Source organism: Streptomyces sp. NPDC047072 (assembly GCF_040643855.1).
Lineage (GTDB): Bacteria > Actinomycetota > Actinomycetes > Streptomycetales > Streptomycetaceae > Streptomyces.
This window is the reverse complement of sequence record NZ_JBEYVC010000237.1, coordinates 1-13,772: the sequence shown is the minus strand read 5'-3', so window position 1 is coordinate 13,772 and position 13,772 is coordinate 1. Positions and strand designations below refer to the sequence as shown.

The 13,772-nt window shown below is 73.1% G+C and carries 8 protein-coding genes and 1 pseudogene; 2 read left to right on the top strand and 7 right to left on the bottom strand.

Features of this window, described 5'->3' with window-relative positions:
* Positions 1-221: 221 nt before the first annotated feature.
* The 7 genes from sucD to ABZ896_RS48565 all read right to left on the bottom strand — a co-directional run bounded on the left by sucD (position 222) and on the right by ABZ896_RS48565 (position 11,609).
* The gene (sucD, locus tag ABZ896_RS48595; protein ID WP_031047423.1) at positions 222-1,106 is read right to left on the bottom strand and encodes a succinate--CoA ligase subunit alpha; all 885 of its coding nucleotides are present in this window, start codon (positions 1,104-1,106) and stop codon (positions 222-224) included.
* A 21-nt stretch (positions 1,107-1,127) separates the two neighbouring features.
* Positions 1,128-2,306, bottom strand: a complete 1,179-nt coding sequence (gene sucC, locus ABZ896_RS48590; RefSeq protein WP_360944464.1) for an ADP-forming succinate--CoA ligase subunit beta — start codon at positions 2,304-2,306, stop codon at positions 1,128-1,130.
* Between the two features lie 448 nt (positions 2,307-2,754).
* Positions 2,755-4,302 carry a hypothetical protein gene (locus tag ABZ896_RS48585; RefSeq protein WP_360944461.1) on the bottom strand — a complete coding sequence of 516 codons (1,548 nt, stop codon included), beginning with the start codon at positions 4,300-4,302 and terminating at the stop codon, positions 2,755-2,757.
* A 163-nt stretch (positions 4,303-4,465) separates the two neighbouring features.
* The gene (locus ABZ896_RS48580; RefSeq protein WP_360944458.1) at positions 4,466-5,404 is read right to left on the bottom strand and encodes a hypothetical protein; all 939 of its coding nucleotides are present in this window, start codon (positions 5,402-5,404) and stop codon (positions 4,466-4,468) included.
* Positions 5,405-5,604: 200 nt separating this feature from the next.
* Positions 5,605-6,771 carry a VWA domain-containing protein gene (locus ABZ896_RS48575; RefSeq protein ID WP_360944467.1) on the bottom strand — a complete coding sequence of 389 codons (1,167 nt, stop codon included), beginning with the start codon at positions 6,769-6,771 and terminating at the stop codon, positions 5,605-5,607.
* Between the two features lie 202 nt (positions 6,772-6,973).
* The gene (locus ABZ896_RS48570) at positions 6,974-9,895 is read right to left on the bottom strand and encodes a DUF5682 family protein (protein ID WP_360944454.1); all 2,922 of its coding nucleotides are present in this window, start codon (positions 9,893-9,895) and stop codon (positions 6,974-6,976) included.
* 592 nt (positions 9,896-10,487) lie between these two features.
* Positions 10,488-11,609 carry an AAA family ATPase gene (locus tag ABZ896_RS48565; protein WP_360944451.1) on the bottom strand — a complete coding sequence of 374 codons (1,122 nt, stop codon included), beginning with the start codon at positions 11,607-11,609 and terminating at the stop codon, positions 10,488-10,490.
* Positions 11,610-11,766: 157 nt separating this feature from the next.
* Between ABZ896_RS48565 and ABZ896_RS48560 the strand changes: the two genes are divergently transcribed.
* Positions 11,767-13,119 carry an SWIM zinc finger family protein gene (locus ABZ896_RS48560; RefSeq protein WP_360944448.1) on the top strand — a complete coding sequence of 451 codons (1,353 nt, stop codon included), beginning with the start codon at positions 11,767-11,769 and terminating at the stop codon, positions 13,117-13,119.
* Positions 13,120-13,469: 350 nt separating this feature from the next.
* Positions 13,470-13,676, top strand: a pseudogene (locus ABZ896_RS48555) (hypothetical protein); the annotation flags it as partial.
* Positions 13,677-13,772 lie beyond the last annotated feature (96 nt).

Below are 13,772 nucleotides of genomic sequence, written 5' to 3'. Positions count from 1 at the left end.
GCCCTTGAGGTCCGCGAGGACCCGGCGACCGAGCGGATCGTCGCCGACGCGGCTCACCCGCGCATAGCACCGGCCCACACCAACCCACCTCCAGGGGCGCGGGGAACTGCGCGACCAGCCACAAACCACCCGCACCCGCCAGACCACAAAGCGAGGCACCCCATTAGGCACGATGGGCCCGCCCCCAACAAAGGGAACGGGCCCACACATGTTCAGGAAATTCAGCCGGCCAGAATCTCGCGCGCCAGCTTCGCCGTCTCCGTCGGCGTCTTGCCGACCTTGACGCCCGCGGCCTCAAGGGCCTCCTTCTTCGCCGCAGCCGTACCGGACGAGCCGGACACGATCGCGCCGGCGTGACCCATGGTCTTGCCCTCCGGCGCGGTGAAGCCCGCGACGTAGCCGACGACCGGCTTGGTCACGTTCTCCTTGATGAACGCGGCCGCGCGCTCCTCGGCGTCGCCACCGATCTCACCGATCATCACGATCAGGTCGGTGTCGGGGTCGGCCTCGAACGCAGCCAGCGCGTCGATGTGCGTGGTGCCGATGACCGGGTCGCCACCGATGCCGACGGCCGACGAGAAGCCGATGTCACGGAGCTCGTACATCATCTGGTACGTCAGCGTGCCGGACTTCGAGACCAGACCGATGCGGCCCGGCTTGGTGATGTCGCCCGGGATGATGCCGGCGTTCGACTGGCCGGGGGTGATGAGACCCGGGCAGTTGGGGCCGATGATCCGGGTCTTGTTGCCCTGGGACACGGCGTAGGCGTAGAACGCCGCCGAGTCGTGGACCGCGATGCCCTCGGTGATGACGACCGCGAGCGGGATCTCGGCGTCGATCGCCTCGACGACGGCCGCCTTGGCGAAAGCCGGCGGTACGAAGAGGACGGATACGTTCGCACCCGTCTTCTCGATCGCCTCGGCGACGGTGCCGAAGACCGGGATCTCGTTGCCGTCGATGTCGACCGACGTGCCCGCCTTGCGCGGGTTCACGCCACCGACGATGTTCGTGCCGTCGGCCAGCATGAGCTTGGTGTGCTTCATGCCCGTGGCACCGGTCATGCCCTGGACGATGACCTTGGAGTCCTTGTCGAGGAAGATAGCCATGGCTTGTCTGTCCCTCTTCCCTTACTTCGCAGCCGCGAGCTCGGCGGCCTTGTCGGCCGCGCCGTCCATGGTGTCCACGCGCTGGACCAGCGGGTGGTTGGCGTCGGAGAGGATCTTGCGACCCAGCTCGGCGTTGTTGCCGTCGAGGCGGACGACGAGCGGCTTGGTGACCTCTTCGCCCTTGTCCGCGAGCAGCTGGAGCGCCTGCACGATGCCGTTGGCGACCTCGTCGCACGCGGTGATGCCGCCGAAGACGTTGACGAAGACCGACTTGACGTCGGGGTCGCCCAGGATGATCTCCAGGCCGTTCGCCATCACGGCCGCGGACGCGCCGCCGCCGATGTCGAGGAAGTTGGCGGGCTTGACGCCACCGTGCGCCTCACCGGCGTACGCGACGACGTCCAGGGTGCTCATGACGAGACCCGCGCCGTTGCCGATGATGCCGACCTCGCCGTCGAGCTTGACGTAGTTGAGGTTCTTGGCCTTGGCGGCGGCCTCCAGCGGGTTCGCGGAGTCCTTGTCCTGGAGGGCCTCGTGCTCCGGCTGACGGAACTCGGCGTTCTCGTCGAGGGAGACCTTGCCGTCCAGGGCGATGACGTCACCGGAGGCGACCTTGGCCAGCGGGTTGACCTCGACCAGGAGGGCGTCCTCCTCGACGAAGGTCTTCCACAGGGTGACCAGGACGTTGGCGACCTTGTCGGCGACCTCGGCCGGGAACTTCGCCGCCTCGACGATCTGGCGGGCGACCTCGGGGGTCACACCGACGTTGGCGTCGATCGGCGTCTTGGCGACGGCCTCGGGGCGGGTCTCCGCCACCTCCTCGATCTCCATGCCGCCCTCGACGGACGCGATGGAGAGGAAGGTGCGGTTGGCACGGTCCAGGAGGAAGGAGACGTAGTACTCCTCCACGATCTCCGGGGCCGTCTCGGCGATCATCACCTTGTGGACCGTGTGGCCCTTGATGTCCATGCCGAGGATGTTGGTCGCGTGCTCGACCGCCTCGTCGGCGGTGGCGGCGAGCTTCACGCCACCGGCCTTGCCACGGCCGCCGACCTTCACCTGGGCCTTGACGACGGACTTGCCACCGAGGCGCTCGGTGGCTGCGCGGGCCGCCTCAGGCGTGTCGATGACTTCACCGGCCAGCACCGGTACATCGTGCTTGGCGAAGAGGTCCCTCGCCTGGTACTCGAACAGGTCCACGCGCTTCCGTCCCTATCAGTGATCTCGCGGTTCGTTGTCTGCGTGGGCGTGCCGCGAGGGCAACGTGACGTCCGACCACTGTCTGTGTCACAAGGGAGGCGCACACGGTGTCCGAGCGCGCGGCATGTCCGTCTCGCAGGTTATCGCTGCTTGTGGAGGGCCTCTAAATCGAGGGTCACACCTGAGCGGTGATACCTGTCACATGATGCCGGGCTCACTGGCACGGCGTGCCGCGGGTGAAGGGCCTCACCGGGGTGGGGTCGCCCCGGTGAGGCCCCTTGTACAGCCCCGAAGGGGCCTGGAGCGGCTGATCCCCACCCCAATGGGGACCTGTCCGCACCGTCCGCGCGGCTTCGGGCGGACAGACCGACGGCTTTCGGCCGTCCGGGGCCCGTCGCCGCGCGGAGTCGGCTGGACGACCGCGCGGGGGCGCGGGTCGCTCAGGGGGTCAGGCGCGGTGCTGGAGGTCCGGCATGTAACCCGTGACGCCCTGCGCGTGTGTCGTGAGGTCCTGCGCGTAACCGGTGACGTCCTGCGCGTAGCCCGGGGTCACGGACTCGGCCACGCCCTGGACGCCGGTGACGGCGTGCCCGGCGAGCGGTCCGGCGGCGTCCTGGACGGTCCCGGTCAGATTCCCGGCGAAGGGGCCGACCTGCCCGACGACAGGAGCGGCCTCGCCGACGACGCCGTACGCGAAGGGCGTGACGTCGCCGGTGACGCCGTACGCGAGCGTCGTGGTGCTGCCGACGACCGGCCGCACCGTCCGTCCGACGGTGTCGACGACGGGCTGGACGGCCCCCGTGACCCCGCCGACGAACCCGGGCACCTCGCCCGCCACGCCGTACGCCAGCCCGGTGCTCTGCCCGACCACGCCGTGCACGAGCGGGTCGACGCCCCCGACGACACCGCCGACGAAGCCTCCGGCGTCCCCGCCGACCCCCCGCACCAGCCCGTCCGCGTCCACGACAACCTGCCCGACAACCGGCACGACCCCGTCCACGGCGGCACCAACGACCGGCGGCAGCACGGCGGCGGCACCGTCGGCAGTGGCCTGTCCGCCGAGCCCGGTGGCGTACGGGGACACGTCCGCGACCAGTCCGGTCGCGTAGGGCGGCACTTCCGCGACGACGCCGTCGACGACCGGCGACACATCGGCGACAACCCCGTGGGCCAGTACGGTCACCGCGCCCGCGGTGTGGGTGACGGCGGGCACGGCGGCGTCCACCGCGTGGCCTGCGACCGGCACGACCCCGTGCACGGCGGAAGCGGCGACCGGCAGGACACCGTGCACGGCGGAGGCGGCCAGCGGCGGCAGGGCCGCAGTGGTCGTCTCGGTGACGACCGGGGTGACGGTGCCGGAGACGCGGCCCGCGGTCGCGGTCGTGTACTGCGTCTTCGTCCGTACGACGCCGTTGACGCCCTGCGCCTTCGTGCGCGCCGCCGTCTGGACGCCCTGGAGCTTGGTCTGGGCGGCGGCCAGGGCCTGCTCCACCTCGGGGGCGAAGGCGGAGAGGGGGCCGAAGAGGTAGTCGACGTCGGGCTGGGGTGCGGTCGGCGTGTCCAGGTCGGAGAGCTGCGCGGCGACCTGCCCGGCAGCCTCCTTGGTGACGGCCTTACCGGCCACGGCCTGGTCGACCGCGCCCTGCTCGGCCACCGCCTTCACCTCGGCCCGCGCAGCCCGCGCGGCCTTCGCGCCCTGGATCGCGGCGGCGCCCTTCACCTTCGCGGCCTTGGCCCGCGCCGCCGAGGACGCCTGGGGGACCTTCGCGGTCTCCGTCACGGTCTCGGCGGCTTCCTTCGTGGACGTGGTCGTGGTCGTGCTCCCGGTGACACCGGCCAGGGTGTCCTGGACGTCGGTGACCACGTCCGTCGTCGTGTCCGACACGGACAGGGAGGAGGCCGGCAGCTCGTCGGCGCTGGCCACGGCGGACCCGAGGGCCCACGCGCCGGTGACCCCGGCGGCTATGACGATGGAACGGCGGATGTTCTTGTTCATGAGTACGTCGAATCCCTGGATCTTGGGGAGGCTTGGGGACATCCGGAGCCATGGGCTCCGGGGACTGCCGTCCGGAGATCGAGGAGATCGGTGGGGGTCCGAACGGCCGGGGCAGACCTGATCCGCCCCCGCGCGGCAGGTCGGCGGCGGGGGAAGGTCCGCCCTAGCCGGGGAAGACGGGGATGTCCCGGTGCCTGTCCCGGGTCCCGGCCGCGTCGACGCACGCGGCCGCACCGGGCAGCAGCCGCAGCGGCGCCCGGTGCACGAAGGTGACGGCGAACGCGTCGCCGTGCCGTGAGGTGCCGTTGTCCACCGCCGGGCGACTGCCCAGCGCACCGCCCGGCACGTCGCCGGGTGCCTGCCGCGCGGGCAGGTGGACCGAGGTGCCGCGGTCACCGGAGGAGTGCGCGGCCGCCCGGGAGCCGGTGTCCTGACCGGCGAACCGCGGGCCGTAGACGGCGGGCCCGGTCACGACGGCGTCCGCCTCCGCCCCGTCGGCCGGCTTCGTCGCCGCGTGACCGCCCTGCGGGGGCTGCGGCGCCGGGGTGACCGGGGCGGGCAGGGTCTGACCGGGGACCCCCGGCAGGCCGGGCAGCTCCGGCGCGGGCACGACGGGCACCTCGGGCAGGGTCGGCCAGGACGGGGACTCCGGGAACGTCGGCAGCTCCGGAAGCGCGGGCAGCGACGGCAGCCCGACCGTCTCGGTCAGCCCCGAGGTCACCGTCTCCACCGCGTCCCCGACCGGCTTCAGCACCTGCTCGTCCACGGCACCGACGACCGCGTCGGTCACGGGGCGGAGCACATGGTCACCGGTGGGGGTTTCGGCGGGGGCCGAGTCCGGAGCCGGGGCTGGAGTTGGAGCCGCGGTGGTGTGGATGTCCCTCTGGGCGTGCTCGGCGTGCCCGGTGGTCCTCTGCTGGAGCTGCCCGATCACCTGGCCCGGCACCGCCCCGACCCCGTCCGCCGCGTGCGCCTGCTCCCCGCAGAGGAAGCCGAGCAGGAACAACCCGCCCACCAGGAGCCCGACTTGCAGCGCACGCCGTCCGGCCGCTGTGCGCAGCACGCGCAGCGGGGCACCGGAAAGGGCTGCTGGCCAGGTCAAGAGGGGGTCGATCCTCCCGTGCGGCGGAACCGAACGAAATCGAAGACGGACTCGAACGCTGTGGAGGCGACGATCCTTGCACGGCCCTCCCGAGGTTGCGCAAGCCCTCCGTTACCGATGGGTACCCATGTCCGATTTCTGAGCGAAGCCGCAGGTCACTGGGTCGACAAATCCCCAACGGCCGGATCGTGCACGTCTCCTCACGCCGTGTCGGGTATCGGCAGCGGCCGCTTCTCGATCGCCGCCGCCATGACCTCGGGGAACAGGTCCGGCGTACACGCGAAGGCCGGCGCGCCCAGCGCGGCGAGCGCCGCCGCGTGCTCCCGGTCGTAGGCCGGTGCCCCCTCGTCCGACAGCGCGAGCAGCGTGACGAACTGCACTCCCGACGCCTTCATCGCCGCCACCCGCTTGAGCATCTCGTCCCGGATCCCCCCTTCGTAGAGGTCACTGATCAGCACGACCACCGTCTCCGCGGGCCGGGTGATCTGCGACTGGCAGTACGCCAGCGCCCGGTTGATGTCCGTACCGCCGCCGAGCTGGGTGCCGAACAGGACGTCCACCGGGTCGTCGAGCTGGTCGGTGAGGTCGACGACCGCCGTGTCGAAGACGACGAGCCGGGTGCTGATCGACCGCATGGACGCGAGCACCGCCCCGAACACCGAGGCGTAGACGACGGACGCCGCCATCGACCCCGACTGGTCGATGCAGAGGACGACCTCCTTCTTCACCGACTGCGAGGCCCGCCCGTACCCGACCAGCCGCTCCGGCACGATCGTCCGGTACTCCGGGAGGTAGTGCTTGAGGTTGGCCGCGATCGTGCGGTTCCAGTCGATGTCGTGGTGGCGGGGCCGGTTGACCCGTGCGCTGCGGTCCAGGGCGCCGGTGAGGGTGGCCCGGGTGCGGGTGGCCAGCCGCTTCTCGAGGTCCTCGACGACCTTGCGGACCACCGCCCGCGCCGTCTCCTTCGTCGTCTCCGGCATCGCCTTGTTGAGCGAGAGCAGCGTCCCGACCAGGTGCACGTCGGCCTCCACCGCCTCCAGCATCTCCGGCTCCAGCAGCAGGGTGCCGATCCCGAGCCGGTCGATGGCGTCGCGCTGCATCACCTGGACGACCGAGGAGGGGAAGTAGGTGCGGATGTCCCCCAGCCAGCGGGCCACGGACGGCGCCGACGCCCCGAGCCCCGCCGAACGGTCCTTCCCCGCCTGCCCTTTCCCGTCCCCCCTCCCGTAGAGCGCGGCCAACGCCCCGTCCATCGCGGCGTCCCGCGCACCGAGCGCGCACCCCGTCCCGTCGGCCGCGTCACCGCCGAGCACCAGCCGCCAGCGCCGCAGCCGCTCCTGCGCCGGGTCCGTCGTCCCCGTGCTCATCGTCCCCGTGCTCAACGGTTCCGGGCTCGCCGGTTCCGTGGTCGTCGGTTCCCTGGTCATCGGCCCACCCCCGTGCGGACCCGCTCCCAGAGCGGGATCACCGGGACGGTGGTCGTCCGGCCGGCTTTCGGCCGCAACGCGTGCGTGTCCCTGACGCCCGCCCCCTCGGTACCGCTCTTCTGCCGAACCGGCCCGTTCTCCGTCATCCCGCCACCCCCGCAAGGTCGTTGCCGTCGATGTCACCCGTGTGGTCGGCCGGGTCGTCGTCCAGGCCAAGGAGCAGTCGCACCACCGGTACGACGGCGTCCGCGCGGTCGTCGTCCAGGTCGGCCGCGAAGCCCGGTATCCCGGAACCGGCCCCGGTCGCGCCGCCCCGCTGTCCCGGCCCGCGCCGGACCAGTTCGCCCAGAGTTCGGCGCACGCCGGGCTCGTACGCCGAGAAGGTGCGCCGCAGCAGGGGCAGCACATCGGTGAACGCGTCCGCCGGTACGCCGGTCAGCCACGCGTCCACCAGGCCGAGCAGCCGCTCGTCGTGCACGAGGAGCATCCCGCCGCCGGACCCGCCCCCGACGAACCCCTCGATCCACGCGGCCGCGTCCTGCGGCGCCGTCCCCGGCGACAGCACCAGCCCCATGAGCCGCGCCGCCTCCCCCTGCCTCAACACCCCGTCATCCAGCAACAACCGCACGGCCCGCCCCCGAACAACCCCGGCCACGGTGTCCCGACCGGCCAACACACCGAGCACGACGTGCCAGCGGGTGCGGAGGGTGGGACGGGTGGGGTGGGCAGGGGCGGGGGTGCCGTCGTACGGGGCGAGCGGCGTCACCGTAGCCGCCGGGGGCTCCTGGGGCTCCGACGTATCCGCGGGCTCCAGCGTCTGCGGCGTCTCGGCGGGCTCCACAGGCTCGGCGGGCTCGGCGGGTTCCTGAGGCTTCTGGGGCTCCAGGGCCTCTGCGGACTCTGGCGTCTCAGGCGTATCCGCAGGCTCCGCGGGCCCCAGGGGCGAAGCTTCCTCTCCGGGGCCGTTCTTGTCGCCCGCGGCACCCGGTCCCGGTGTGGCCGACGCTCCCGATCCCGGCACCGCCGAGCCGTCCGATCCCGGCGTCACCGAGCCGCCCGATCCCGGCGCGGTCTCCTGTCCCAGGAGGCCCACCGCTCCGTGCACCGCGTCCACATGGCGGCGCATCTCCTCGGCCGCGTCGGTGTCGAGTGCCGCGCAGGCCGGCGGGAGGCCGACGAAGACGCGTTCGGCGAGGCCCGCGGCGACCCCCGCCAGCGCGCCCGTGTCCGTGCCGCGGACGTCGCCGTAACGGAGGGAGCGGACGAGGGCCGGAAGGGCCTGGGCGAGGTGTCCGACGTCCGTGTCGAGTGCCGCGCGGTCCGTGAGGATCTGCATCACCGTGGGCAGCGCGTCCGGGAGTTCGGCGAGGAGACAGCGCTCGGCGAGAGCGGTGACCTCGGCCAGCCCCCGCGCCGCCACCGCATCCGCCTCCACCCTGGCCGTCGCCGCGGCGAGCACGGTCGTCCCCCACACCCCCGCCTCCGCGACCCGCACCGACAACTCCGGCTCCCACCGCAGCCGCCACGTCTCCCGGAACGTCCCCGTGCTCCCCCGCGACGCCGCCGGCTCCCCCCACGCCACGTCCAACAGTCGCAGCCGGTGCAGCAGCCTGCTGCGCTCCGCGTCGGTCTCCTTGCGCAGATCGAGCTCCAACTCCCGCTCCAGCGCCTCCGGTTTGAGCCGCAGCCTGCGCTGGATCCGGTCGAGGTCCCGCTGCAACGGCACCGCGGGCGCCGACCGCGGCACCTCCCCCAGCACGTCCCCGACGACGAGCCGGTCGTGCACCAGCGCCAACGGCACGTCCGAGCCCTCGCACATCACCGCCCGCACCGCGTCCGTGGTCTCGCTCAGCCCCGGAAGCGGGCGGCCGCGCATCGCCGCGAGCGTCTCGGCCAGCCGTACCGCCTCGATGACGTGTGCCGAGGACACGATCCGGTCCTCCGCCCGCAGCAACCCCGCGACCTTGGTCAGCCACCGCTCGACCGGGCGGTCCGGGGCGCCGAACAGATGCCCGTACCAGCCCGGCGAGTCGATGCCCGCGCCGTAACCGCTGTGCCGCGACAGCCTGCGGTGCGTCCACGGCACCCACGTCATGTCCGCCTTGACCTTGGGCAGCCCCTTGAGCAGGGCCCTGTCCGCTGCGACGGTGGTCCTCCGCCGCAGCGCGGGGACATGCCAGGCGCCGCACACGACCGCCACGTCGTCGCCGAACTCACGTTGCGCCGCGCGCACTTGGAGCCGCATGTACGCCTCCCGCACGAGGTCGCGGTCATGTCCTCCGGTCCCGTACACCTCCCGCAGCGCCGCCATCGCCTCCTCCAGCACGACGAAGGGCTCGAACGCGTCCCCCGCCGCCCCGATCCCCCGGTGCTCGACCACGTCCTCCCACCACCGCTCCGGGTCGTCGTAACCGGCGGCCTCGGCCAACACACCGAGCGGATCGACCCGAACGTCGGCACGGGTGACATGGATGTCTTCGTCATCGGTGGCAACGCGGTCCGCATCGACACCCCGCCCGCCCTCCAGAACAGGACCGGTCCCGGAACCGCCGGCTTCCGGCCCCGCGGAATCGCCGATACCCGGGACTCCGTCGGCCCCGCCGCCTCGCCGTCCACCCACCGGTGCGTCTGCGGAACCGGAGCCGGAAGCAGAGTCGGAACCGGAAGCAGAGTCGGAGTCAGAACCGGAGCCGGAAGCAGAGTCGGCGTCGGCGTCGGCGTCGGCGTCGGCGGGATGCTCGTCCTCCTCCCGCCCCCACGCCAGCGTGTGCGTGGCCGGCAGGTCGATGAAGCGGGCCGGGACGTCGTGATCGAGGGCCCAGCGGATCGCGACCCACTCGGGGGAGAACTCGGCGAGCGGCCAGAACGCCGAGCGACCGGGCTCGTCCACGGCGTGCGCGAGCAGCGCGACCGGCGGCCGCATCTCCTCGTCGGCGGCCAGCGGAATCAACGCATCGGCCTCCGGCGGCCCCTCGATCAGTACGACCCGAGGCCGGGCCGCATCCAAAGCCACCCGCACGGACCGCGCCGACCCGGGCCCATGATGCCGCACCCCCAACAACACGGGCCCCGCACCACGCGACCGCTCCCTACCCCCAGCTCCCGACCCACCGACTCCCCGCTCGCCGACGCCCTCACGCACAACCTCACCCACACCACTCACCCCAGGCCCCCTCTCCCCCGACACCGCAGCAACCCTCAACCCGCCACCCCACACACCCACGGAGCCCGCCCACCCGCTACCCGAACGAACCAACTCCCCGCCCGCCACGACCTCGCTGCTCCGAAGCCCGGCACCCCTCGCCCCGACCGCTTCCGGAACCAACCACCACGCTCCATCCCGCCAACACGAGCCCGCCCGAATCGACGCCCCTCGCACCGCCCTCCATCGCCCCGCCGGCCCTCGCACCGCGCCCCTCACCCCGCCGGCCCTCTCACATCACCCCCTTCACCCCCGCCCCTCACCCGGCACACCGGCTCCTCCAGGCCACCGTCCCGCCGACCTGAACATGCCTCCCCGTCGGACCACCACCCCCGCTCCCCCGTACGAGCCGCCTCACCCGCGCCCCCGCCTCAACAGCGCCCACCAGGCCCTCCCGCCCGCCCCTAATTGGCCCACGTCGAGTCCTCGCCGGCGCCGCAGGCCCCCGTGCCGGTCACGCGCTCACCTCGCGGCAGGCTCGGTAGAAGTCCTTCCAGCCGTCGCGCTCGCGGACCACCGCCTCCAGGTACTCCTGCCAGACGACCCGGTCGGCCGCCGGGTCGCGGACGACCGCGCCGAGGATGCCCGCGGCGACGTCACCGGCCCGCAGCACGCCGTCGCCGAAGTGCGCGGCCAGGGCGAGCCCGTTGGTGACGACCGAGATCGCCTCGGCCGTCGAGAGCGTGCCGCTCGGCGACTTGAGCTTCGTACGGCCGTCGGCGGTCACCCCGTCCCTCAGCTCGCGGAAGACCGTCACGACCCGCCGGATCTCGGCGACGCCGTCCGGCGCGGCCGGCAGCTCCAGCGAGCGGCCGATCTGGTCGACCCGGCGCGAGACGATGTCCACCTCGGCCTCGACGGACTCCGGCAACGGCAGCACCACCGTGTTGAAACGGCGCCGTAGCGCGCTGGAGAGGTCGTTGACCCCGCGGTCGCGGTCGTTGGCCGTGGCGATCAGGTTGAAGCCGCGGACGGCCTGCACCTCCTGCCCCAACTCCGGTATCGGCAGCGTCTTCTCGGACAGGATCGTGATCAACGTGTCCTGCACGTCCGCGGGGATACGCGTCAGCTCCTCCACCCGCGCCGTCATCCCCTCCGCCATGGCCCGCATGACCGGGCTCGGCACCAGCGCGTCCCGGCTCGGGCCGTTCGCCAGCAGCTGCGCGTAGTTCCAGCCGTACCGGATCGCCTCCTCCGGCGTACCGGCCGTGCCCTGCACGAGCAGGGTCGAGTCACCGCTGACCGCCGCGGCCAGGTGCTCGGACACCCAGGTCTTCGCGGTACCCGGCACACCCAGCAGGAGCAGGGCGCGGTCGGTGGCGAGGGTGGTGACGGCGACCTCGACGAGGCGGCGCGGGCCCACGTACTTCGGGGTGATCACCGTGCCGTCCGGCAGCGTGCCACCGAGCAGATACGTGGCCACCGCCCACGGCGACAGCTTCCAGCGGGCCGGGCGCGGACGGTCGTCCTGCGCGGCCAGCGCGGCGAGTTCACCGGCGAAGGCGTCCTCGGCATGCGGCCGCAACTCCTCGGTCCCCGGTACTTCCACAGTCGTCGGTTCCACGGACACAGACATGGCTGAGGCCCCCTCCAGCTCGGCCGGTTCGGATCTGACAACCACGGTGCACCACGCCACTGACAACGCGATCTGACCTGCGAAAACGCCCTCGCGAGGGGGTTCGGCCCAATGCGGCCCGGACCGATTGTCAGTGGGGGGATCTACCTTCGATGACATGACTCAGCAGGGGGTGCGCTGGACGGCGGATCAGGTGCTGGCACTGGCGCCTGACGCCGCGTCACGCAAAGCGGGCAGCAAACTCGGCGCGGCCGGTCCGTGGTCCGAGGCGGGCAGTACCGACGAGGGGACGGTGTGGGGGCTGTGCAGGGGCAGTGGGAGCAAGCCGTATCAGACGGTCATCGACATCGCGGACGCCGCGGGGCCCGCGTACAAGTGCAGTTGTCCGAGCCGCAAGTTCCCGTGCAAGCACGCGCTCGGGCTGCTGCTGCTCTGGGCGGGCGGGGACGGCGCGGTGCCGCCGGGGCAGGCGCCGGACTGGGCGGAGCAGTGGATAAAGGGGAGAAGGGAGCGCGCGCAGGAGAAGCGGACGGCGGGCACCGACTCCGCGTCCGGGCCGGGTGATCCGGAGGCGGCGCGGCGCCGGGCGGAGCGCCGGGCCGTGCGGATCACGGCGGGGGCGACCGAGCTGGAGCAGCGGCTGGCGGACCTGCTGCGCGGCGGTCTGGCCGGCGCGGAACAGGCGGGGTACGGGCTGTGGGAGGAGACGGCGGCCCGCATGGTCGACGCCCAGGCACCCGGACTCGCCGCGCGGGTAAGGGAGTTGGGGGCGATCCCGGCCTCCGGTCCGGGCTGGCCGGTGCGGCTGCTGGAGGAGTGCGCACTGATCCATCTGCTCGACCAGGGCTGGCTGCGCCGCGAGCGGCTGCCGCGGGACCTCGCGGCCACGGTCCGTTCCCGCGTCGGCCTCTCCGCGTCGGCGGACGGCCCGCCGGTGCGCGACCGCTGGCTGGTCCTCGCCCAGTACGACACGGCGGACGCCCGTCTGACGACCCGCCGGATATGGCTGTACGGCGCCGACTCGGGCCGCACCGCACTGCTCCTCTCCTACGGCGCCGCCGGCCGCGCCCCCGAGCTGGCCATGCCGGTGGGGCTGGAGCTGGCCGCGGAGGTGTCCGCCTACCCGGGCGCGGGGCAGCCCCGGGCGGCTCTCGGCGAGCAGTTCGCCCCGCCTGTTCCCACGGCGACCCGGCCGCCGGGAGTGACGACGGAGCAGGCGGCCGCCCGGTACGGCGAGGCGCTGCGGGGTGATCCGTGGCTGGATTCGGTGCCGGTGACGCTGGACCGGGTGATCCCCACGCCGGACGGCGACTCCTGGCAACTGGCGGACGCCGACGGCGACTCGGCGCTCCCGCTCACCCCGTCCGCCCGTTCCCGCCCCGGCCTGTGGCGCCTGGTCGCCCTCTCGGGCGGCGCTCCGGTCAAGGTCTTCGGCGAGTGCGGCCACCACGGCTTCACCCCGCTGACGGCCTGGCCGGAGGGCACGGGAGCGGCGGTGCCGCTGTGCTGACGGAAACCGGCCCCGACACCGCCCGCATGGAAAGGAACCGCATGACCACGCCCCCGGAACAGCCGACAGCACGGACCCAACCACGGCGGCAGGACCAGCGGCCCGCCCCTGCGGATGCGCGCCCCTCTCCCGACACCGGGTACTTCCCTTCTCCCGACACCGGGTACTTCGCAGACGCCTCACACACCCATGCCGCTTGCCGAGCCGCCGCCCACTCCCCCACCACCCGCTCGACCCGCGCCGCGGAGGCCACCGTGCGGAGCAACGCCACCCGTTCAGTCGACGTCGCCGCCCCCACCTTCACCAGCACCCCGCCTCCCACCCCCTGGGAGGAGCTCGTCACCTCGGCCCTGCTCGGCACCGACCGTCATACCCCGCCCGGCCTGGCGCCCGGCACCGACGCCCCGGTCGCGTTGCTGGACGCGGCGGCCGTGGAGACCGTACGGCGGCGGGCCGGGATACGGGCGGCGCGCGCGGCCGAGCGCCCGGAACCCGCCCCCGAGAACCCGCGCCCGCCGCTGCCCGCACCGGCGGCCCGCAGGCTCGCGCTGCTGCTCGGTCCCGTACGGCGTACGCGGCCGCCACGGCCTCCTCGACCTGGGCGTCGGTCGGCACGCTCACCCTGCCGACGAGACGGCCGTCCCACGGGGAGG

What these genes read in the sequence shown, in the direction of transcription:
- ABZ896_RS48585 (WP_360944461.1), bottom strand. Translation starts at nt 4,302, where the DNA reads ATGAACAAGAACATCCGCCGTTCCATCGTCATAGCCGCCGGGGTCACC.
- sucD (WP_031047423.1), bottom strand. Translation starts at nt 1,106, where the DNA reads ATGGCTATCTTCCTCGACAAGGACTCCAAGGTCATCGTCCAGGGCATG.
- ABZ896_RS48565 (WP_360944451.1), bottom strand. Translation starts at nt 11,609, where the DNA reads ATGTCTGTGTCCGTGGAACCGACGACTGTGGAAGTACCGGGGACCGAG.
- ABZ896_RS48560 (WP_360944448.1), top strand. Translation starts at nt 11,767, where the DNA reads ATGACTCAGCAGGGGGTGCGCTGGACGGCGGATCAGGTGCTGGCACTG.
- ABZ896_RS48575 (WP_360944467.1), bottom strand. Translation starts at nt 6,771, where the DNA reads ATGAGCACGGGGACGACGGACCCGGCGCAGGAGCGGCTGCGGCGCTGG.